This is a genomic window from Yoonia litorea (assembly GCF_900114675.1).
Lineage (GTDB): Bacteria > Pseudomonadota > Alphaproteobacteria > Rhodobacterales > Rhodobacteraceae > Yoonia > Yoonia litorea.
The window spans coordinates 327,383-349,374 of the sequence record NZ_FOZM01000001.1 but is presented as its reverse complement, the minus strand read 5'-3'; the positions used below and the strand labels follow the sequence as shown (position 1 = coordinate 349,374).

22 protein-coding genes and 1 other RNA gene are annotated in these 21,992 nt (G+C 55.9%); 11 read left to right on the top strand and 12 right to left on the bottom strand.

The window, feature by feature from the left end; translation table 11 throughout:
* Window positions 1-28: 28 nt before the first annotated feature.
* The 5 genes from BM316_RS01865 to BM316_RS01845 all read right to left on the bottom strand — a co-directional run bounded on the left by BM316_RS01865 (window position 29) and on the right by BM316_RS01845 (window position 6,499).
* Complete coding sequence (locus tag BM316_RS01865) at window positions 29-1,627, bottom strand: ABC transporter ATP-binding protein (RefSeq protein WP_090203275.1); 1,599 nt, start codon at window positions 1,625-1,627, stop codon at window positions 29-31.
* Complete coding sequence (locus BM316_RS01860; protein WP_242649708.1) at window positions 1,624-2,805, bottom strand: ABC transporter permease; 1,182 nt, start codon at window positions 2,803-2,805, stop codon at window positions 1,624-1,626. The genes BM316_RS01865 and BM316_RS01860 overlap by 4 nt, the downstream gene beginning before the upstream one ends.
* Window positions 2,805-3,878 (bottom strand): microcin C ABC transporter permease YejB, encoded by a 1,074-nt coding sequence (locus tag BM316_RS01855; RefSeq protein WP_090203273.1) that lies wholly within the window; start codon window positions 3,876-3,878, stop codon window positions 2,805-2,807. Before BM316_RS01855 ends, BM316_RS01860 begins: the two co-directional genes overlap by 1 nt.
* A gap of 20 nt (window positions 3,879-3,898) precedes the next feature.
* Entirely contained in the window at window positions 3,899-5,818 is a 1,920-nt protein-coding gene (locus BM316_RS01850) for an extracellular solute-binding protein (RefSeq protein WP_090207367.1), read from the bottom strand.
* 159 nt (window positions 5,819-5,977) lie between these two features.
* Entirely contained in the window at window positions 5,978-6,499 is a 522-nt protein-coding gene (locus tag BM316_RS01845) for a c-type cytochrome (protein ID WP_207493602.1), read from the bottom strand.
* A 110-nt stretch (window positions 6,500-6,609) separates the two neighbouring features.
* On the opposite strand from BM316_RS01845, the gene BM316_RS01840 reads away from it, so the two are divergent.
* Window positions 6,610-7,455, top strand: coding sequence for a prephenate dehydratase (locus tag BM316_RS01840; protein ID WP_090203270.1), 846 nt, complete (start codon window positions 6,610-6,612; stop codon window positions 7,453-7,455).
* A gap of 43 nt (window positions 7,456-7,498) precedes the next feature.
* On the opposite strand, the gene BM316_RS01835 is transcribed toward BM316_RS01840, so the two are convergent.
* Together BM316_RS01835 and nudC are read right to left on the bottom strand one after the other, a co-directional pair.
* Complete coding sequence (locus BM316_RS01835; protein ID WP_090203267.1) at window positions 7,499-7,969, bottom strand: SRPBCC family protein; 471 nt, start codon at window positions 7,967-7,969, stop codon at window positions 7,499-7,501.
* A 10-nt stretch (window positions 7,970-7,979) separates the two neighbouring features.
* Window positions 7,980-8,927, bottom strand: a complete 948-nt coding sequence (gene nudC / locus BM316_RS01830; RefSeq protein ID WP_090203265.1) for an NAD(+) diphosphatase — start codon at window positions 8,925-8,927, stop codon at window positions 7,980-7,982.
* A gap of 104 nt (window positions 8,928-9,031) precedes the next feature.
* Here nudC and BM316_RS01825 point away from each other — a divergent pair, with 104 nt between their 5' ends.
* From BM316_RS01825 to rsgA, 3 genes are all read left to right on the top strand, one after another.
* A complete protein-coding gene (locus tag BM316_RS01825) occupies window positions 9,032-10,813 on the top strand; it encodes a bifunctional metallophosphatase/5'-nucleotidase (RefSeq protein ID WP_165606523.1) in 1,782 nt (593 codons plus the stop codon).
* A gap of 39 nt (window positions 10,814-10,852) precedes the next feature.
* Window positions 10,853-10,950: signal recognition particle sRNA small type (gene ffs, locus BM316_RS01820), an RNA gene on the top strand.
* A gap of 222 nt (window positions 10,951-11,172) precedes the next feature.
* Window positions 11,173-12,165: a ribosome small subunit-dependent GTPase A gene (rsgA, locus tag BM316_RS01815; RefSeq protein WP_165606572.1), complete on the top strand. Its 993-nt coding sequence runs from the start codon at window positions 11,173-11,175 to the stop codon at window positions 12,163-12,165.
* Here rsgA and BM316_RS01810 read toward each other — a convergent pair.
* Window positions 12,162-12,593 carry a phosphatase domain-containing protein gene (locus BM316_RS01810; protein ID WP_165606571.1) on the bottom strand — a complete coding sequence of 144 codons (432 nt, stop codon included), beginning with the start codon at window positions 12,591-12,593 and terminating at the stop codon, window positions 12,162-12,164. The two genes, rsgA and BM316_RS01810, sit on opposite strands and share 4 nt — an antisense overlap.
* A 183-nt stretch (window positions 12,594-12,776) precedes the next feature.
* Here BM316_RS01810 and BM316_RS01805 point away from each other — a divergent pair, with 183 nt between their 5' ends.
* The 4 genes from BM316_RS01805 to recR all read left to right on the top strand — a co-directional run bounded on the left by BM316_RS01805 (window position 12,777) and on the right by recR (window position 15,925).
* Entirely contained in the window at window positions 12,777-14,528 is a 1,752-nt protein-coding gene (locus tag BM316_RS01805; RefSeq protein WP_090203254.1) for a DNA polymerase III subunit gamma/tau, read from the top strand.
* A gap of 59 nt (window positions 14,529-14,587) precedes the next feature.
* A complete protein-coding gene (locus tag BM316_RS01800; protein WP_131802532.1) occupies window positions 14,588-14,911 on the top strand; it encodes a hypothetical protein in 324 nt (107 codons plus the stop codon).
* Window positions 14,912-14,921: 10 nt separating this feature from the next.
* A complete protein-coding gene (locus BM316_RS01795; protein WP_090203249.1) occupies window positions 14,922-15,266 on the top strand; it encodes a YbaB/EbfC family nucleoid-associated protein in 345 nt (114 codons plus the stop codon).
* 65 nt (window positions 15,267-15,331) lie between these two features.
* Complete coding sequence (gene recR / locus BM316_RS01790) at window positions 15,332-15,925, top strand: recombination mediator RecR (RefSeq protein WP_090203247.1); 594 nt, start codon at window positions 15,332-15,334, stop codon at window positions 15,923-15,925.
* Here the strand turns inward: recR and BM316_RS01785 are convergent.
* The gene (locus tag BM316_RS01785) at window positions 15,917-16,816 is read right to left on the bottom strand and encodes a LysR family transcriptional regulator (RefSeq protein ID WP_090203245.1); all 900 of its coding nucleotides are present in this window, start codon (window positions 16,814-16,816) and stop codon (window positions 15,917-15,919) included. The two genes, recR and BM316_RS01785, sit on opposite strands and share 9 nt — an antisense overlap.
* Window positions 16,817-16,908: 92 nt before the next feature.
* On the opposite strand from BM316_RS01785, the gene BM316_RS01780 reads away from it, so the two are divergent.
* Window positions 16,909-17,529, top strand: coding sequence for a class I SAM-dependent methyltransferase (locus tag BM316_RS01780; RefSeq protein ID WP_090203242.1), 621 nt, complete (start codon window positions 16,909-16,911; stop codon window positions 17,527-17,529).
* Window positions 17,530-17,586: 57 nt separating this feature from the next.
* Here the strand turns inward: BM316_RS01780 and BM316_RS01775 are convergent, their stop codons facing one another.
* Window positions 17,587-18,357 carry a DUF1013 domain-containing protein gene (locus tag BM316_RS01775; RefSeq protein WP_090203237.1) on the bottom strand — a complete coding sequence of 257 codons (771 nt, stop codon included), beginning with the start codon at window positions 18,355-18,357 and terminating at the stop codon, window positions 17,587-17,589.
* A 137-nt stretch (window positions 18,358-18,494) separates the two neighbouring features.
* Between BM316_RS01775 and BM316_RS01770 the strand changes: the two genes are divergently transcribed.
* Window positions 18,495-19,124, top strand: coding sequence for a ribonuclease T2 family protein (locus tag BM316_RS01770; RefSeq protein WP_090203234.1), 630 nt, complete (start codon window positions 18,495-18,497; stop codon window positions 19,122-19,124).
* Window positions 19,125-19,178: 54 nt separating this feature from the next.
* Here the strand turns inward: BM316_RS01770 and BM316_RS01765 are convergent, their stop codons facing one another.
* Window positions 19,179-19,496, bottom strand: coding sequence for a hypothetical protein (locus BM316_RS01765; protein WP_131802531.1), 318 nt, complete (start codon window positions 19,494-19,496; stop codon window positions 19,179-19,181).
* Between the two features lie 140 nt (window positions 19,497-19,636).
* A complete protein-coding gene (locus BM316_RS01760) occupies window positions 19,637-20,431 on the bottom strand; it encodes a hormone-sensitive lipase (protein WP_090203229.1) in 795 nt (264 codons plus the stop codon).
* A 65-nt stretch (window positions 20,432-20,496) separates the two neighbouring features.
* Between BM316_RS01760 and BM316_RS01755 the strand changes: the two genes are divergently transcribed.
* A complete protein-coding gene (locus tag BM316_RS01755) occupies window positions 20,497-21,975 on the top strand; it encodes an NAD-dependent succinate-semialdehyde dehydrogenase (protein ID WP_090203227.1) in 1,479 nt (492 codons plus the stop codon).
* Window positions 21,976-21,992: the final 17 nt, after the last annotated feature.

The following is a 21,992-nucleotide window of genomic DNA, read 5'->3' as shown; positions in this document are numbered from 1 at the left end:
GGACAGTTTCACCCAAATGGATGTTTGTCTAGGCGACTTTGCCCTCAAAGGCGGCTGCCATCAATGCGCGGGTATAGTCCGATTTGGGACTATCAAAGATAGCATCTGCGTCCCCGGCTTCGACGACGTCCCCTTGTTTCATCACCATCACCTTGTGAGACAGAGCCCGCACAACCTTCAGATCATGACTGATGAATAGATAGGCCAGACCATAGCGTTGTTGCAGGTCTCTCAAAAGATGAACGATCTGCACCTGCACTGTCATATCAAGCGCAGATGTGGGCTCATCCAGAACAAGCAACTTCGGGCGCAAAATCATCGCACGTGCGATTGCGATACGCTGGCGCTGTCCGCCTGAAAACTCGTGCGGATAGCGGTCCATCAGAGCGGGATCAAGCCCGACTTCCCGCATGATTTCAGACACCATATCGCGCCGGTCCCGCCCCGGTTCGACCCCATGCACGCCAAGACCTTCGGCGATAATCTCGGCGACGGTCATGCGTGGACTGAGGCTGCCGTAGGGGTCCTGAAAAACGATCTGCATGTCGCTCCGCAAAGGCCGCATCTGCCGTTGCGAGTAGTTGTCGATCTCGCGGCCTTGAAAGACGATGCGACCCTCAGACCGGATCAGACGCATAATCGCGAGCGCCAACGTCGTTTTGCCTGATCCGCTTTCGCCGACGATGCCGATTGTCTCGCCCGCTCTCACCGATAGCGTGGCGTCGTTCACAGCCTTTACGTAACCGACGGTCCGCTTCAGCAAACCGCGCTGGATCGGGAACCAGATCTTTGCATGATCTGTCTCAAGTACGACCGGCGCAGAATCTTGAACAGGTGCCGGCACGCCTGTTGATTCTGCGGCGAGCAGCATCTGGGTGTAGGGATGTTGCGGCTTTTCAAAAATTTCTGCAGTGGGTCCTGTTTCGACAATTTCGCCATCCTTCATCACGCAGACCCGATCTGCGATCTTGCGGACAATCGTCAGATCATGGGTGATAAAGAGCATCGACATACCCTCATCACGCTTCAGATCCTCAAGCAACTCAAGGATTTGTGCCTGGATCGTAACATCGAGTGCGGTTGTTGGTTCGTCCGCAATCAGCAGTTCAGGACCGTTTGCCAGCGCCATCGCGATCATGACGCGCTGCCGCTGACCACCCGATAACTGGTGAGGGTATGAGGTCAGGCGGCTCTCAGCATCGCGGATACCAACCTTGTCCAAAAGTTCGAGGATACGTGCCCTGACGGCCGAACCACGAAGACCCTGATGAAGTTCGATACTCTCTGCCAATTGCTTCTCAATCGTATGGAGCGGATTGAGCGAAGTCATAGGCTCCTGGAAGATAAAACTGATATCATTGCCACGCACACGGCGCAGGGCGGCCTCATCGGCACCAACCATTTCCTCACCAAGGTATTTGATCGAGCCGGCCATGACGGCGCTGTCGCCAAGCAACTGCACCGTCGACAGCGCCGTAACGGACTTTCCCGACCCGCTTTCGCCGACGAGAGCCACCGTCTCGCCTTTGCCGACGTAAAACGATACGCCACGAACGGCGTGTGTTGTCGCTGCATCCTGCCGAAACGCGATCCGCAGGTTTTGCACATCAAGGACCTTGGCACTCATGACTTGTTTGCCTCGATCTTTGTAGCACCTTCAAACACCGTCTCATCGACTGCCGTGGCACTTTCAGCGACGAACGTCTTTCGGGGATCGAACGCATCCCTCACGCCTTCAAAGATAAAGACAAGCAGCGACAGCATGATCGCGAAAGTAAAGAATGCCGTGAAGCCAAGCCAGGGCGCTTGCAGGTTCTGTTTCGCCTGCAAGGTCATCTCACCCAACGAGGGCGCAGACGATGGCAATCCGAAACCGAGGAAATCAAGTGAAGCAAGACCGCCGATAGCTCCTGTGACAAGGAACGGTAGCATTGTCACCGTGGCGACCATCGCATTCGGCAGCATGTGACGGAACATGATCGTCCGGTCTTTGACGCCCAAAGCCTTGGCCGCGCGCACATACTCCAGATTGCGTGCGCGCAAAAATTCTGCCCTGACAACGCCAACAAGCGCAGGCCAGCCGAACAGCACTGTCAAAAATACAAGGAGCCAGTAACTTCGCCCCAAGATCGCAAAGACAATGATAATCACGTAAAGCGATGGCATCCCTGTCCAGATTTCAATGAAGCGTTGGAACAGCAGGTCTGTCCAGCCACCAAAATAGCCCTGCACCGCACCGGCCATGATCCCGATGATCGAGGCTGCCACGGTGACCGTCAGGGCAAAGGTGATCGACAGGCGGAAGCCGTAGATCACACGCGCGACAACATCCCGCTTGGTGTCATCTGTGCCTAACCAGTTCTCGGCGCTGGGAGGCGATGGTGCAACACCGGGCACATCGACAATCGTATTGTAGGAGTAAGGGATAATCGGCCAGAGCATCCAGCCCGGCTCGAAACCCTCGATACCCGGATTGCCGCCATCTTCGACGAGCTGAATAAGCTCTTCGGGCTCGTCGAAACATTCAAGCAACCCGCCGGTGACGATGAGGCAATCAACCTCCGGCTCGCCATATCCGGCTTCGGTCGGGAAATCCCCGCCGAAATCCTGCTCCGAATAGAAGCTGAAAATCGGCATTCGGATTTCGTCGCGGTAGCTAACGAGAATGGGTTTGTCGTTGGCTATGAACTCGGCCAAAAGTGACAACCCGAAGAGCACACTAAAGATGACAAGCGACCAATAGGCGCGACGGTTGCGCTTAAAGTTGCGCACCCGCCGTTGGTTGAGAGGGGAAAGCCACGCCATCAGTTTCGCGCCTCAAAATCAATGCGAGGGTCAATCAGCACATAGGTCAGGTCGGTGATGATCCCGACAATCAAACCGATGAGCGAGAAAGCAAAGAGTGTACCGAAGACGACCGGATAGTCCCGCGCGACCGCAGCTTCAAACCCGAGCCGCCCCAGACCATCGAGCGAGAACAGCGTCTCGATAATGAGTGATCCGCCGAAGAACACGCCAATGAACAAGGCAGGAAAGCCGGAAATGACGATCAACATCCCGTTGCGGAAAACGTGGCCGTAAAGGACACGGCGTTCCGTCAGCCCTTTGGCCCGCGCAGTCATCACATACTGCTTCTTGATCTCATCCAAGAAGCTGTTTTTCGTCAGAAGCGTCAGCGTGGCAAAAGCAGAAATGGTCGATGCCAACACTGGCAATGTGATGTGCCAGAAATAGTCCAGCACCTTACCAATCATACTCAATTCTTCCCAGTTAGCCGATGTCAGGCCCCGCAGGGGGAAGATGCGCCAGTAGCTGCCACCGGCAAAAAGCACGATCAGCAAGATCGCGAACAGAAATCCCGGAATGGCATAGCCTACGATGATCGCACCCGAGGTCCATGTATCAAACGGTGAACCGTCGCGGACGGCTTTCTTGATACCCAGAGGAATGGAGATCAGATAGGCAATCAACGTTGACCAAAGACCCAGCGTGATCGAGACCGGCATTTTCTCCATGACCAGATCAAAAACGCTGATCGATCGGAAATAGCTCTCGCCGAAATCGAAGCGGACATAGTTCCACATCATCGTCAGGAAACGTTCTAACGGTGGTTTGTCAAAACCGAATTCACGCTCCAATTCTGCAATGAAATCCGCCGGCAATCCACGGCCGCCAATGTAGTCATCGCCGCCGCCTTCAGAGATTTCGCTGCCACCACCGGATATCCCCTCGAACACGTCTCCCTGCCCTTCCATTTCGGCAAGGATTTGTTCAATCGGTCCACCAGGGACGAATTGGGTCAATGCGAAGTTGATGATCATGATCCCCAACAGTGTGGGGATCACGAGCAACAATCGCCTGATAATATAGGCGCCCATGAGATCCGATACCTAAGCGATTATTGGAACGCGCCTGCTTCGCGCAGCTCTGCGGCGCGATCGGCGTTGTACCACCAGTTATCAATCGGCGACAGCGCCAGAGGCGGCACTTCCTCGAATTCAAACATATCGTAGTAGGCTACCGTGTGGACGCCCTTCTGCCACTGCGGAATCCAAAAGCGCTCTGCCCGCAGCACGCGGTCCAAAGCGCGCGTGGCAACCGTCAATTCTTCGAGGTTTTCAGCGTCAACGATGATTTCAATCAGACGATCAACAGCCGGATTCTTGAGACGCATCGGGTTGCGCGAGCTATCATCTGCGGCCTCAGACCCGAAGAATTGCGCCAACTGCTGACCCGGTTCGTAGCCTTGGCCCAAAGAACCGTTCACGATATCGAATTCACCCGACCGGCGACGCTCAATCCACTGTGCTGTATCAACACGATCCAGCTTGGCGTCCACCCCGAGACGGGTCAGGTTTTCCACGATCGGGTTGATGATACGATCGAATTGCGGGGAACGTTCAAGGAAAGTCACTGTCAAGACCTCCCCGTCCTTGCGCCGCAAGCCGTCATCTCCTGCAATCCAGCCTGCCTCGTCAAGCAAGGCGGAGGCAGCCCGCAAAGAGCGGCGGTCAAGTGGTCGGTCGGTGGTTTCCGAGACGGGTGCGACGACTGCATCGTCAGTCAGGATCGCGGCATCCAAAAGGCCCTCATCGACCAGTGGTTGCAGCAAGGCAACCTCTTCATCCGAAGGTGCACCATTGGCCTTCAGGTCTGAATTGTCCCAAAAGGACTCGGGGCGTTCGTAAAGGCCGTAGAATAGCGATTCATTCATCCATTCGAAATTGACCATGTATGTGATGGCCTCGCGGACGCGCGGATCTTGAAATTTTTCTTGGTTGAGATTGAAAACAAAGCCCTGCCCCGTCCCAATCGACCCATCAGGCAGCTCCTCAACGTTGACCCAGCCATTCTGGACTGCCGGGAAGTCATAGCCCGTCGCCCACTGCAGTGAGCTATTCTCGGACCGGAACGTATAAACGCCACTCTTGAAACCTTCGAACGCAGCGGCGCTGTCGGCGAAATACTCAACCCTGATGGTTTCAAAGTTGTTGCGGCCTTGGTTGATGGGCAAGTCAGCCCCCCACCAATTCGGGTCAAGGCGATAGATGATCTGACGCCCGATATCGACCTCGTCCAAACGGTATGGGCCAGTGGCCATGAAGGGCTCTGTCGATGCCTCGTCCAAACGCGTACCTGTTTCTTCGAACCAGTCTTTCGAAAACGCGGATGTGCCGCCGACCCAGGTCACGACATCACGGCGCGGGGCCTCATCGGTGAAGTTGAAACGAATGCGGTGCGTGTCCAGCACCTCAACACTGTCGATGAACTGCGAATAGACACTGCGGTATTCGGTGATGCCCTGCTCAAGATAAAGTTCAAAAGTGAACTTGATGTCTTCGGCATCCATAAATGTGCCGTCCCAGAACATCACGTCGTCACGCAAGTTGAAGATCACCCAGTCACGGCTGTCCGGATATTCCAGCGTTGTGCACAGATAGCAATAAGCGCCGTAGGGATCGTCAGCTGTGCCTGTCAAAATGCTTTCGTAGCCGATCGTGGACAAAGCAGCAGGCACACCTTTGCGTGTCGAAAGGTTGAAGCTGTCAAATGTCCCTTGGGCCCACTGAGAGAATTCGCCACCCTTTGGCGCATCAGGATTGACGTAATCAAGAACGCTGTCAGGCTCGTACTTCAATTCGCCGAAATTTGTATAACCATGGCTGACGGTCACATTTTCATGCCCGTCGGCAAAAACCTCAGATGCGCCCCAGAGTGTCGCGACGCCAATCAAAGATCCGATCACCCACTGTTTGGTCGATACCTCACGAGGATTAATCCGTTCCGCCTTAGCGCGCGCCTTGGGACGATTCTGCATCTTCTTCTCCGCGAATTGAGTGATGTTTGCCTGAATAGATGAAGTAAAATGATAGAATGGCAAATGTTCAAGTTGAGTTTGCGTGATCATGAAGTGATCGCGCAAAAGAAAAGGGCCGCCAAAAGGCAGCCCTTGATCACGTTCGCTGATTGAGCGGTATTATTCGCCGAAAGTTGCTAGGTAGGCGATCAGGTTTGCACGATCTTCAACATCGCGCATTCCGTTGTAGCTCATGGCTGTGCCAGGCGCGTAGCCACGTGGGTTTTCGAGGAAGGCATTCAGGTTATCAGGTGTCCAGACCTCAGCGACTGCTGCGAGAGCGCCGGAGTAGTTGAAGTCGTCGTAGAATGCGACAGGACGGTTCACAACGCCGTATAGTGCAGGACCTGTACCATGCTGCCCTGCCTCAAGCGCGTGGCAAGACCGGCAGGCCCGCCAGAGACCCTCTCCGTCTTCTGCACTGGCAGATGCAAAGACCACATCGAACGGAATTTCTTCAACCACTTCCTCGACAGCGCCGGCGTCCGCGACTTCAATCACATAGGCCTGCTCTCCGTAGTGCCCGCCAGAGTGATAAATTTCCTCAGCCAGCCAAGCGCCAAGCAAAAAGACCAGGAAGGTGCTGCAAAGACCGCCCACCGCTTTTGTCATTGTCATTGTGTCGAACATGTCGCGTTCCATTCCGTTCCCAATTTTGCGGCTATGTATCCGCTTCCCACACTTGGTTGCAAGGTATAGAGCCGCGACTAAGTGCCCATTTTTTAATGTTAGCGGGTAAGGAGGACACAGTGATGGTGCAGAAGATCGCATTTCAGGGTGAATTGGGTGCCTACGGGCATGAGGCTTGTGTGACGGCCCGCCCAGATTTTGACCCACTTCCTTGCCCGACTTTCGATTCTGCCATCTCGGCTGTGCGTGATGGAGAGGCAGATCTGGGTATGATTGCAGTCGAGAATTCCACCTATGGCCGTGTCGCTGATGTGCATTCATTGTTGCCCGAAAGCGGACTGCACATCGTGGATGAGACGTTCGTCAGAGTGCACATCAATCTGCTTGGCACGCCCGGAGCATCGCTTTCGGATGTGAAAGAGGCACATGGTCATCCTGTGATCCTGCCCCAGTGCGCTGCATTTTTGAAAGAGCACGGCATCCGTGGCCGCACAAGTTCCGACAATGCACGCGCAGCCCGCGAAGTCGCTGACGGCGGTGATCCGTCTCAAGCCGCGCTGGCCTCAGAGTTGGCCGCTGACATCTATGGTCTGGAGTTGCTGGCACGCCACATTGAGGATCATGCCCGCAACACGACCCGCTTTCTCATCATGGCCCGTGATCCGGATTATACGCGACGTGGCGATCACGGCATGATGACGAGCTTTGTTTTTCGGGTCCGCAACATTCCTGCCGCGCTCTACAAGGCGATGGGCGGTTTTGCCACGAACGGCGTCAACATGACCAAGCTGGAAAGCTACATGGTCGGCGGTGATTTCATGGCAACCCAGTTCTACGCTGAAATCGAGGGTCATCCAGATGATGCCAACGTCAAGCTGGCGTTGGAAGAACTGGCTTACTTCACCGATCACTTGTTGATTATGGGTGTTTATCCAGCGGCCGCGCGCCGGCATGAAAAGGCGCACTGATCACAAATCTGCAGGTATGGCGCTGGTCATTGTGCAAACCCTGCTATCGTGGCACGCTGCGACGATACTCATCCTCGATGTCTTCTGCCATCGTGCGGACACGGCCCTTGAAACGCTTGGTAAGCTTAGCTTTCGCCAGTTTCAGTGATTGCAGCAATAACCGAGCGGTCAGCGTTTTTGCTTTGACATCAATGGACACCATCACGCGCGTCCGCGTCTGAGAAAGTGCAACCAGATCAATCTCTGTCACGGCATCAAGACCTTCGGAGCGGCTTTCGATCATGAGATTTGTCGGGTCATCCAATCGAATGATCTCTGCTTCCAGTGCGCGAGGCCGGCCCCGAAAGTCGAACTTGACGTCCCAGATTGTGCCAACATTGACGGGATCACCAGACCGCCGTGTCACGTCAGCGCCTTGCCGCATGGCGCGCTTCTCATACGTGGCGAAGTCACTCACGCGTTCGAACACCGCATTAATCGGGGCTTCGATATCTTCTCTGGTCGTAAATTTCATTAGTTCTTTCCTAATCCAACCGATCAGAGAGCCATGCCTCGAGCAGGAAATGCGCAATCGCACCTTTGCGCGCTGGCAGCATCTGAGGATGGTTTCCCGAGAACGCCAAAGACATCTCTTCACGAGACACCCATTTTGCATCCTCGATTTCCAGAGGATCAATTGTGATGTGAGTGTCGAGCGCCTCACCAGCACACCCGAACATCAAAGACGACGGAAAAGGCCATGGCTGGCTTGAAAGATAGCTTACCGCACCAACACGGATCCCTGCTTCCTCGAAGACTTCGCGCCTGACCGCAGCCTCCAATGTCTCCCCGGGTTCGACAAAGCCAGCCAAGAGCGAATACATTCCGTCAGGCCAACCCGGCGAACGGCCCATCAGAACAGCATTGCCGTGTGTGATCAACATGATGACGACGGGATCGGTGCGCGGAAAATGATGACCGCCGCAAGTGGCACAGTCCCGTTGCCAACCTGCCATCGCAAAATGGCTTTCCGCCCCACATTTGGCACAGAACCTATGCGACTGGTGCCAGCCGAAAATAGCCTTTGCGGTTGCTGCCAGTTCTGCGTCACGGCGGCCTAGCCGCGTCATGATCGCACGCAGTTCTGCAAAGACTGCGCCTTCAACTGCGGGATGGTGCTGTTCCGAGGGATCGAGAAACTGGTCAAGTGCGCTGTCATCCAGTGACGCAGGCACCCATCCTGAAAGGTCCGCCGCGAAGACCGGATTGTTTTCCTCAAGTCCCAGAAAGACAAGATCGTCAACTGCATCTTGGAGGACAGGGTGATCCAGGGCAACGCGCACCAGATCGTCGCCCGTGATCATTGGTTTGCCACGCCACAGAAGAAGCGTCGTCGCGCTTGCATGTTTGTGCAAGCCCGCCGCGTCAGCGCGGAGATGCGCAGCCCGATCAAGGCCGGACCCGCCAAATGTCACTGTCTCTGCAATTTTCATTCAGCGGAAATGCCATGGTCAGAGGGTAAGTGCAATTTGGGATGCAAATCGCGTGTGGAATTTTGCGATAATCACCCTATGGTTGCGCTGCGGGAGGAATGCCAATGATCCGCAGCGCGCGCCTAAGAATTCTGGAAACAACTGATTTGCACATGCATCTCGTTGGCTATGATTACGGTCTGGATCGCGCCGACCCCTATCGTGGTTTGGGTCCACTGGCCGATCTGATCACTGCGCGCAGGGCTGAAAGCGGCGCCACGACCCTGCTATTTGACAATGGCGACTTTCTGCAAGGCACACCGCTCGCCGACGACCTGATGCACGACGGCAGAGGCACGTCTGAACATCCGATGGCCCTTGCGCTCAATACTCTTCACTACGACGCCGTAACCCTTGGCAACCATGACTGTGACTATGGCATTGCGGCACTTTCTGGTTTTGTCAAAACACTGCGCCCCGCAGTCGTGAGCGCAAATTTGTCGGCTTCGGCAAACGATACTCCGTGGGACAGGTTCGCGATCTTGCCTCGTGATGTCATTTGCAGCGACGGAAGCCGTGCCACGATCAAAATCGGAGTGACCGGTTTTGCCCCTCCACTTGCCAGAAGTGACAAGCAATTTACCACCATCAACGCTGGGACAGCGGCGCGAGAGACGCTTCCGAGAATGCTCAAGGCTGGCGCAGACCTTGTCATTGCCCTTTGCCATGCTGGGGTCAACAATGACCACGGCGATGCGGCAGGTGCAGCGCTGTCACTGGCAGCCGAAGGCGAAGTTGATGTTCTGCTTCTGGGCCATACCCATGACCGGTTTCCTGACCTGCGACGCAAATCGTCTCTCATCGTCAACCAGCATGACGGCACGCTGCACGGCAAACCCGCTGTGATGGCAGGCGCTTACGGCACATCTTTGGGGGAAATTGATCTCGACTTGCGATATGGCCCTCAAGGCTGGCAGATCGCAGGCCATCAAGTCCGGATTCACGAAACGGGACGACACATACTGCCTTACAGTCCTGCCAGACGAGCAATCGAGAGGACGACCCTTCCGGCCCACCGCAAAACCTTGGAAAAACAAAGGATGGCTGTCGGCCACACGTCGCTGAGACTGCACAACCACTTGGCGACGGTATGCCCTGATCCTGTTGCACAACTCTTGGCAGATATCATCCGGCAAGAAGTCAAATCTAAAGTCGGTCTCACAGCGATCGCCGCAGTTGCCCCGTTTGTGCCGACGACTGCATCCGAAGGCGGGCTGACGATCGATATCCGGCCAGGAGAAATCACAGTAGGTGACGTTCAAAGGCTGTTTTCGTTTTCGGATAAACTCTGCGCCGTTCGCCGAACGGGCGCAGAGGTTGCGGCATGGCTTGAGCAAAGCGCTGGCAGGTACAACACAATCAAACAAGGCCTATTGGATCAGCCACTCTTCAACACAGACTATCCCGCTTACCACTGCGACGCGATGTATGGCCTGCGCTACAAGATCGACCTTTCAAAGGCGGCAAACCCACGCGCGACATGGCAACCACCCAAACTGCGTAAGCGACGGATAAGCGAGATCAGTTTGAACGGTGAGCCAGTCCTGCCCTCTGCATCATATATCGTCGGTACAACCGACTTCCGCGCGCGCGGCGGTGGTGGATTCAGACCTGTTGCGGAGAAAGACATCATCTGGACGTCTTCGACAAGTTTTCGCGATATCATCAATCAGTATATTGTAACCAAGACGACGTTAGAATTCACGTCACAAGACGTCTGGCAATTTCGCGAGATGCCTGAGACCTCGGCGCTGTTTCAAGGAAATTCACAGGCGACAGAGGTCATTCCTTCCGGTTCAAACATCGCTCTTGAACACGCTGACGGTCGTTTCATCCTGAACTTCTGATGACTTGCAGACTCGGATGCCCGCGACTATATCGACCATTGAGAGGTTGGCGCGGGCAGGCGCCTCGCCAACCTGGTCAGGACCGGAAGGTAGCAGCCATAACGAGCCCCGCTTGGGTCGTTGTCAGCCTCTCACCTCGCTGCTTGCGCACGCAAGCGAGATATGCCGCATCCAGCAACAGGAGGATGTTTATGATTGTCGTAAGCCATTGCCTCCGGTTCGGGGTGCGCTGAGCATTTCCCGCATCCTCGTCCGGTTCCCGTTGATCCTGATCTCAGGTCGACGCAGATTACCCTTATGACGAGGACAGATCATTGACTGACCTGACACTTGCCGACCTTGGATGGTCGCCCTTTTTTATGTCCCAACTCGAAATCGACGAGTTGGAAACCCATACTCCCGCGCGCATCACCGAAGTCCACCGTGACCGCGTGAATGCCCTTTCAGAAACTGGCCCGCTCGAACTAACGCTCGACCCCGGGATCACGACCGCGACCGTTGCTGTCGGTGACTGGGTCTTGTGCCTGCCAGACCAGCACCGGTTGACGGGCGTTCTGGAGCGACAAACTGAGCTTTCTCGCGGAACGGAATACCACACCGGCGACAAGCAATTGATTGCGGCCAACCTGAACACTTTGTTTATCACCACATCCTGCAACAACGACTTTAATCCCGCGCGTCTGGAACGCTACCTTGCGTTGGCACATGATGCGATGATCGCGCCTGTCATTCTGATCACAAAGGCGGACCAAACAGAGGACGCTGACGGCTACCGCGATCAGGCCATGTCACTCGGGCGACATCTGGAGGTCATCCTTTTGGACGCGAAGTCAGACGACATCACCGAAATTCTGGGGCCTTGGTGTGGCAAAGGCCAGACGATCGCCCTGACTGGCTCGTCCGGTGTTGGAAAAACGACGATTGCCAACGCGCTTACCGGTGGGGCGGCATTGACCCAAGACATCCGCGAGGATGACGCCCGTGGACGTCATACTACAACCGCACGCTCGTTGCATCGCATGAAAGCTGGTGGTTGGCTGATAGACACACCCGGCATGCGCGGGTTGGGCGTCGCTGAGGTCGCGTTCGGTATTGATGCGACCTTCCCCGAGATTTCCGAACGCGCCGCGCAATGCAAGTTCCGAGACTGCGCACATGAAACTGAACCGGGCTGTGCCGTGCAGGCGGCGATTGCGTCTGGCGAAATCGACCCAGAGAGACTGCGGCGTTTCAACAAACTCAAACGTGAAAATGCGCAAGCGACAGAAACAATTGCGCAGGCCCGCGACCGGTCCAAGAAATTCGGCAAAATGGTCAAGAGCGCCATGCAGACTAAAAAGAAAAACCGCTAAAGCCGCTCCGGGGCGTCATCCTGCGTTGCCCAGTCCATCTGTGCGTCAGTCTCAATGGCACACGGCCTTGCCCGTCTCAGACGGGCAAGCGCTGCTTGGGGTTCCTCCCCAGCGGCAATCATCAGCCGCAAACATATCATGCCAGAACGGCCACAGCCGCCAAAGCAATGCACGAGGACCTTGCCGCCTACATTGAATGTGCGAAGGGCCTGTTTGCGCGTCTCAGACCAATGATCTTTCAAGGGCACACCCATGTCCGGGACAGGAAAATGCACCCACTCAATGCCCTCATTGGTCAGATCTGCACCAAGTGTGCCTGCGCCCTTTCGGTCCAACTCTGCCTGCAAGGTCATTGTTACAACCAAATTTGGCTTCCAAGCCATCAGGTGGAGCCAATCGGTATAATAGTGCCGCGTCCGACCAGGCATTGGTGAAATTGCCAACGTACCGTTTCCACAAGGAAAATCGTAGATTGCAAATGCATCCAACACGTCAGCTCCGGCTATTGCTTCACATTCAAAACTCGGTCCGGTGCGCCGACACCAGACGGTAGACCTTCTTACGCCCTGCCCCTAGTCTAAACCAACCACGATTCCTGTCCAAAGGCTCCAATGTCCGAAACACCACAATATCAAGTCCTGGCCCGCAAATACCGACCGGAAACCTTTGCGGACCTTGTAGGACAGGCTGCAATGGTCAGAACGCTGCGCAACGCCTTTGCCGCAGACCGGATCGCGCAAGCTTTTATCATGACTGGCATCCGCGGAACCGGAAAAACCACCACGGCGCGGATTATCGCCAAGGGCATGAACTGCATCGGCCCTGATGGTCAGGGCGGACCGACGACCGACCCTTGCGGCCAGTGCGAGCATTGCGTCGCAATCATGGAAGGCCGCCATGTGGACGTGATGGAAATGGACGCCGCATCGCGCACCGGCGTTGGTGATATCCGCGAGATCATCGACTCCGTGCACTACCGCGCCGCCTCTGCCCGCTACAAGATTTACATCATTGACGAGGTGCACATGCTCTCCAAGAACGCGTTCAACGCGCTTTTGAAGACGCTTGAGGAACCGCCCGCCCACGTCAAATTCATCTTCGCTACGACCGAAATCCGGCAGGTCCCGGTGACAATCCTCTCTCGGTGCCAGCGCTTCGATCTGCGCCGGATCGAACCTGAGACACAAATCGCTCTGCTTCGTAAGATTTCAGATTCAGAGGGTGCCGAAATTACGGATGAAGCGCTTGCGCTGATCACCCGCGCGGCCGAAGGCTCTGCACGTGACGCGCAGTCGTTGCTGGATCAAGCGATCAGCCATGGCGCAGGCGAAACCACCGCCGATCAAGTCAGAGCGATGCTGGGGCTGGCGGACCGCGGTCGTGTCCTCGATCTGATAGACATGATCTTGAAAGGTGAAGCTGCCGCCGCTTTGACGGAATTGTCCGAACAATACGCAGACGGCGCTGATCCCATGGCCGTCCTACGCGATTTGGCCGAAGTCTGCCATTGGATTAGCGTCATCAAGATCACTCCCGAAGCGGCAGAAGATCCGACGGTAAGCCCTGATGAAAGGGTCCGCGGGCAGCAAATGGCAAACGATCTGCCGATGCGGGTCTTGTCACGGATGTGGCAGATGCTGCTGAAATCGCTGGAAGAGGTCGCCAATGCTCCCAACGCGATGATGGCCGCTGAAATGGCTGTGATCCGCCTTACGCATGTCGCCGACCTGCCGACACCGGAAGAGCTGGTGCGCAAATTGCAGGATGCAACACCACCGCCCCCCGGAGGCGGCCCTGGTGGGGGACGCTCTGCACCGACCGGTCATCAGCAGCCAACAGGTTCGGGGTTGCCTGCACCGACCCACACTGGGCCAAGAGGCCCCTCTGCCCCGGGCTCCCAGACTGCAGTTGCCGTCGCATCAGATGCGCTCCAGCATTACGCGCGTTTCGAGGATGTCGTCGCTTTGATCAGACGCCACCGTGATGTCAAACTGCTGGTCGAGGTTGAAACCGGACTAAGACTTGTCAGCTACCAGCCAGGCAGGATTGAGGTGAACCCGACCGATGATGCCGCGCCGGATCTGGTCGGGCGGCTGGGTGCCAGACTGCAAGCGTGGACAGGGAACCGCTGGGCGATCAGCGTAGCTGCAGGTGGCGGTCCGACAATCGCCGAGACACGCGACGCCGCCGAAAACGCCCTTCGGGTGGAGGCGGAGAACCACCCCCTTGTCCAAGCAGTCATTGCTGCGTTTCCCAAGGCCAAAATCACCGAAATCCGTACCGAGGCAGAAAAAGCACAAGACGCTGCCGAGGACGCACTGCCCGAAGTGGATGAGGAATGGGACCCCTTCGACGACGACTGACCCTTGCGGCGGGACTCTGCGCTATTGCCGTGCCGGCCCAAGCGCAAACCTGTGCAGAATTGCGACCGGGCTGGGACGGCACACCGGTGTCGGCCTTTCAGGAACTGGTTTTTCTGGCGCAATCGCCCATTGTCCTGATCCTGATCCTGCTGACCGCTGTTGCCCTGCGCTTTCGCAGTGAATGGGGCGGATTGGCGTGCGTCGTTGGATGGAGCATCGCGACCTATCTCGTCACAGACTGGAGCGGCGGCAGCGCGACAGGGACTGCGGCAGCAACCGAAGGATGCGTCGGAAGCCCTGTTCTCTTCATTACGTTTGCTGCCGCCTTATGTATCGGTGTAGTGCTCTACACAGCGCCGCTCGGCAAACGAAAGCAGAATTAGGAGACCCAACATGCTCAAAGGACTAGGTGGTCTTGGCGATATGGCCAAGATGATGAAACAGGCGCAGGAAATGCAAACCAAGATGGCCCAGATGCAGGATGATCTGGCAAACATCATGGTCACCGGGGAAAGCGGTGCAGGCCTTGTGAAGGCAACTGCGACAGCAAAGGGCGAACTCAAGGCGCTCGATATTGACCCCTCCATCTTCAATGGCGACGACAAAGAGGTGGTCGAGGACCTGATCCTCGCAGCCATCAAAGACGCGCAGTCAAAGGCAGCAGAGCGCTCTAAGGAAGAAATGGGTAAAATGGCCGAGGCGATGGGTCTGCCACCGGGAATGAATCTGCCCTTCTGATCCTTTCACCTTCGAGAATACATCCGCGCAAGGGATAAACACTGTTGGGAGTGTCCGAGACACAGATGAGCAACGGCACCGAAGACCTCGACAATCTGATCGCACTGATGGCGAAGCTGCCGGGTCTGGGGCCACGCTCGGCCCGTCGCGCGGTCTTGCATTTGATCAAGAAACGGTCGCTCTTGCTGCTGCCACTTGCCGATGCAATGCAGACTGTCGGGGCGAATGTGCGTGAATGTCTGAACTGCGCAAACATCTGCACAGGCGATCTTTGTGATATCTGCCAATCCGAAAAGCGCGCAAATGGCCAAATCGCCGTCGTCGAAGACGTGGCCGATCTGTGGGCGATGGAGCGTAGTGCCGTCTTCAAGGGGCGTTATCACGTTCTGGGCGGCACACTTTCGGCGCTTGATGCGATCGGGCCGGATGAGCTTCGCATCCCCAAACTTGTTGACCGGATCAAGACGGAAGAGGTGACGGAAGTCATCCTTGCTTTGGGTGCGACGATCGACGGTCAAACCACAGCGCATTACATCGCGGATCAGCTGCCGGGGATAACCGTGACCTCACTTGCACAAGGTGTGCCGGTCGGCGGCGAGCTCGATTACCTCGATGACGGCACGATCACCGCGGCTCTGAACGCCCGCAAGTCACTTTGATGAATGCTTTGAGAGTTCTTCAGCTAACAGATCGAAGACGATCCTGATCCGCTTGCTTGTGCGCAGTTCACGATGTGTGGCGAGCCAGACAGGGAACCTGATGGGCGGCTGATCTTTCAGGATTTGCTGGACACCTTCAACTCTCGGTGCGAATTCAATCGGACCAACCAATATTCCGAGCCCTGCGAGCATCATCTCCCACATTACAACGCCGCTGTCCGAGGTTGCCTGAAACTGGTCGGCCTCAATTGCGACACCTTGCGCAGCAAGGAAACTCAGCATTTCGGCGGTATCACGCGGTCCGACAAAACTGTGTCGCGCCAACTCAGCAGGCGTCTTTGGAACGCCGTGTTGTTCCAGATAACGAGTTGCAGCGTAATAACCCGCATGGGCATCCCGCATCTGTCGGGCAATCAAGTCGGGTTGCTCTGGGCGCACGTGCCTGATGGCAATATCGGCATCGCGACGGGTGAGGTTCTCCAAACGGTTCGAGGCGACAACTTCAACGGCTATCCCAGGAGCCTCTTGGCGGAGACGCATCAAAGCTGCAGGTAGAAACCCAACCGCCATCAGATCATTCGCGGTGATGACAACACGGCCGGCGATTTCTTCTGACTGTCCCGCTGCAACCATCGAAACACGGCTAGCGGCATCTCCCATCGCTTGCACATGTTCCAGCAGATCGCGGGCTGCTGCTGTCATCTCGAAACGCCGCCCAGCGCGTTCGAAAAGCGTGAGCTTGAGGTCGTTTTCCAAGGCAGCAATTTGGCGCCCTACGGTCGGTTGCGTTGAACCAAGTGACCGAGCGGCAGCACTCAGAGACCCTTCCTCTGCCGTTGCGAGGAAGGCTCTGATTTGGTTCCAGTCGAATGAGACAGTGCGCCAATTCATACGTACTTGTATATGTGATCGCAGAATTTATACAATTTATATTCAATTACCGAATGGATAGGGTGCCCGCAGCGATACGGTGAGGTGCAGGCATGAGCACGGCAGATTTCTGGGATAAGGCGGCGGAAAAATATGCCGCGTCAAAGATCAAGGACGAAAATGCGTACGAAGATACGCTGGAGAGAACCCGAGGCTTTCTCAAGAAAGATGACCATCTGCTCGAGGTCGGCTGTGGCACAGGCACGACGGCGCTCAAGCTCGCCAAGGATGTGGCACGCATAACCGCCACAGATGTCTCTTCGGGTATGTTGGACATCGCTGAGAAGAAACGACAGGACGCCGGCGTTGAGAATGTTCACTTCATAAAGGCCGAGGTCATGACTGACATGCCAGATGCACCGTTTGATGCCGTTTTTGCCTCAAGCATTCTGCATCTGGTTGATGACCTTGACGCAACGCTGGCGCATCTTTTCTCACTACTGAAACCGGGCGGGTATATGGTATCCAAAACGACCTGCCTTAAACAGATGAGCATCCTTATTCCACCGATGATCAAGGTCATGCAGGCTTTCGGCAAGGCACCAGCAGTTCTGGTCTTCAGCGCCGATGAGCTTGAAAGCGCATTCACGCGTGCCGGATTCACACTCATCGAGACACGCTACTTTGGAAAGAACCGCGCGGCTCGGTTTATTGTTGCCAAGCGTCCTCAGTAAAAAACGCGCGAACCGTAATGGATCGCGCGTCATTTTCGTTAAGTCGGACTGATAGAATCAATCGTCGTCTTTGTCGCTCTCGTCGCTGTCGGGCAAGTTGAAGAAGCTATCTGCATCGGTGATGTCGCGATCATCCGTTGCATCATCCTCATCTTCTGCCTCATCACGCGGATCGGACAGGCTGAAGGTTTCCAGACCGGCCATCGCACTCGGCATCTTTGGCTCCGCAGGCATACCAAGTGACTGCTCCGTGCTGACAAGTTTGCGACGCTCGTCATCGGACATTGCCTCGCCTTCCTTGGCCTTCTTGGCGTTTGCCTTCTGGACGGCCGCATCAAGCTCTGACTGTTTGCAGAGCCCCAGCGCAACAGGATCAATCGGCTCAAGGTTGTTGATGTTCCAATGGCTGCGATCACGAATGGCCTGAATTGTCGGCTTTGTGGTGCCCACAAGTTTCGAAATCTGCCCATCTGAAAGTTCGGGATGAAACTTGACCAGCCAGTAGATGGACGCTGGGCGATCTTGGCGCTTTGACAGAGGCGTGTAGCGTGGACCACGGCGCTTTTCCTCACCTTCAGCTGCCGCATAGTATTTCAGCTTCAGCTTGTGGAGCGGATCCGCTTCACCCTTATCAATCTCTTCTTGTGTCAACTGGTTGTTCGCGATCGGGTCAAAACCTTTCACACCTACAGCCACGTCACCATCAGCAATGCCTTGCACCTCAAGCTCATGAAAACCGCAGAAATCCGCAATCTGCCTGAAGGTCAGTGTAGTGTTGTCGCAAAGCCAGACCGCAGTGGCTTTTGCCATAATCGGTTTACCAGACATTTTTCTCTCCATCCTTTCAACGGACAAGCCTCTCCCGCGCCCCGGATTTGGGCAGACCGCCTTGGCAGTCGGGTTCGCGCATTGTCGGGGAACTTGCAGCGTATATAGTCTTGGAAAAGCCGATATGAAAGATCAAAATGCGCGCTCTGATTTTTGCACTCTCACTGTGGGCCGCACCCCTGCAGGCCCAGGATCGTGCAGGTGAATTTGACTATTTCGTTATGGCGCTTTCATGGTCTGCCAATTGGTGCGCGCGCGAAGGCGACGCACGCAATTCGCCGCAATGCGATCCCGAAAACGACTTTGGTTGGATTTTGCATGGTCTTTGGCCGCAGTATGAAAGTGGTTATCCGGAATACTGTCGGACCAGCGCCGCCCCTCCAAGCAGGGCCGACACCGCGGCTATGGCCGATATAATGGGAACGTCTGGATTGGCGTGGCACCAATGGCGCAAACACGGCGTCTGCAGCGGACTGAGTTCGGAGGCTTACTTCGATCTGTCGCGCCAGGCATATAGCGTGGTCAATCGACCAGAGGTATTGCGGCGACTGTCGGGCGAGGTGACCCTGCCCGCCAGCCTGATTGAGGACGCTTTTTTGCATGACAATCCGATGCTTTCGGCTAACCAGATTACAATTACCTGCCGAGAAGGTTATATTCAGGAGGCACGCATCTGCCTGACACGCGAGTTGGACTTCCGTGATTGTGGGGCCGACGTCAGGCGAGATTGCGCCTTATCTGACGCGACGTTCCTGCCGATGCGCTAAATGAAAAAGCACCGACTGGTGCGGTGCTTTCCAAGTCTTACGCGACCCTAGACCTTACGCGTCGGGCGCCATCGGCTCTGGATCAGAGGCGACCATGGTTCCGTCTTTCAGCATGATTTCGCCACGTGTGTCCTGGCACTTTGGTGTTCCATCGCGGTTCAGGCGTGGCGTCATGAAGCCCTCAAGGCCATCGTCGATATACCAGTGCTGGCAACCGTCGGGGTCGATCCAGACATTTGCTACACCATCGGTCAGAAACCCACCATCAATGCCGCCATCCACAATGTCATTGGCGTCGCCCGTGCGCTCACATGCGACGAGAGCCGTGGCTATAAATCCGAGGATAAAAATCCGCTTTAATACCATGTCCAAACTACCACCCTGTTTTTGTGCGATTCGCACTTTCGTAATTGGCCTGACTTTATGTGGCGCAGCGAAACAGGTCCACAACATCGCCGCGTTTAAGGCTGCTGCGCGATGAATCTGCCCCTTCAGGTTGCAATGAGCCGATCCTAGGCTGCACCCACCGCATCATCTGCCGCAATTTCGCGCGTCAGGGGGCTGTCGGCATATTCCAGAGGCTCGATGACGGAAAAGTGGTGCTCGCGCTCAGTGATCACCTGTTTCGCGTCCCATGCATCCGTCAGCGCCTGCGCCTGTTCCAAGAATGCCGGACGTTCATCTGCTCCGACCCAAACCGTTTTCGCATACGGCGGGGCAGGCAAATGTATCGGACTTTCCGCAGCGGCTTCCTCTTCATCAATCTTCAGGTCTGCATTCATCGAAGTCCGCATCAAAGGGGCAAGATCGGCGACCGGCGAGACTGAAACAACCTTCTCCAAACGTTCTTGCCATCGGGCACCGAGACGGGGTGCGGTCACACGCGCGACAAGCTGACCGCCAGCAGAGTGGCCAATGAGCCGGATCGGTCCGGGAATGCGTGCAGCAGCAAAAGCGATAGCCCGGTTGATTTGGTCGCCGATCTCCGAAATTCGGACATCTGGACAGAGGTCATATGACGGCATTGCCACAGACCATCCATGCGCCAACGGTCCTGCAGCCAGGTGCGACCAGAAGTTTTTGTCAAAGCGCAGCCAATACCCGCCGTGCACAAAGACGATCAGCCCCTTGGGCAGCCGCGCAGGATGAAACAGATCACACCTTTGCCGGCTGGTTTCGCCGTAAGGAAGATCAATCTCACAGGTCGCTATTTCGCGGAATGCAGCGGCGGCTTGCGCCCATTTATCCGGATAATCATTGCCTCCGGGAATATACGCCGCATTTGCATAGGCATCATCCAATTCCATCCGTCGCCCCTTTACGTTCCGGTCGCTGATGGGTCAGATAGCGCCGTTAACCTAGGGAGGCCACTATGCGCGATGACACGACACAATTGAAGTCTCTACTTTCCCGCAGCGAGCTGCTTTGCGAGCAGGCATATGTCGCCGGGGAATGGGTCGATGCGAAATCCGGCGCGACGTTTGACGTAACAAACCCTGCGCGTGGGGACGTGATCGCCAAAGTGCCCGACCTTTCACGCGAAGAAACGGCTCAAGCCATTGCAGCAGCGGAAGATGCGCAACGGGACTGGGCCGCACGCCCAGCAAAAGAGCGTGCGTCGCTTTTGCGAAAGTGGTTTGATCTCACCATGGCCAATCAGGAAGATCTGGCTATCATCATGACGGCGGAACAGGGAAAGCCTCTGTCAGAAGCGCGTGGCGAAGTGTCTTACGGCGCGTCTTTCATCGAATGGTTTGCCGAAGAGGCAAAGCGCATCTACGGCGAAACGATCCCGGGGCATATGGCCGACAAGCGGATCACGGTGATCCGCCAACCTGTTGGTGTTGCCGCCGGCATCACACCTTGGAACTTCCCCAATGCCATGATTTCGCGGAAAGCCGCCCCTGCCCTCGCCGCGGGATGCTCGTTCATCATTAAACCATCAGAGCTGACCCCATTGTCTGCACTTGCCATGGCGAAGCTTGCGGAAGAAGCCGGTCTTCCAAAGGGATTGTTCTCGGTCATCACGTCTTCGTCGTCTTCTGACATCGGCAAGGAGTTCTGCGAAAATCCGAAGGTGCGCAAACTGACGTTCACTGGCTCAACGCAGGTTGGGCGCATCCTGTTGGCGCAAGCCGCTGATCAGGTCATGAAGTGCTCGATGGAGCTTGGCGGCAATGCCCCATTCATCGTCTTTGATGACGCGGATCTGGACGCAGCGGTTGAGGGTGCGATCGCATGTAAGTTCCGCAACAATGGGCAGACCTGTGTCTGCGCGAACCGCATTTATGTTCAGTCCGGCGTTTACGACGCGTTTGCTGAGAAATTCAAAGCGGCCGTTGAGAAGCTGACTGTTGGCGACGGCATGGACGAGGGCACCAACTTAGGGCCGCTGATTGAACCCAAGGCCGTCGATAAGGTGCAAAAGCACCTCGAAGATGCGCTTTCCAAAGGCGCAGAAATCCTGACAGGCGGCAAACCGCACGATCTTGGCGGACAGTTCTTTGAGCCGACCATTGTCGCACAAGCGACGCAGGATATGCTTGTGAGCACAGATGAGACATTTGGACCTTTTGCGCCACTCTTCCGCTTTGAAGATGAAGATGACGTGATCCGCATGGCCAATGACACCATTTTCGGGCTCGCCTCCTATTTCTATGCCAAGGATATCAGCCGTGTGACCAAGGTCGCAGAGGCCCTTGAGTATGGCATCGTAGGTGCAAACACTGGGATTATCTCGACTGAGGTCGCGCCATTTGGCGGTGTGAAGCAATCAGGTCTTGGGCGGGAAGGATCACGTCACGGGATCGAGGAATACCTCGAAATGAAATACATCTGCACGAGCGTCTGATCGCACAACGCACTATG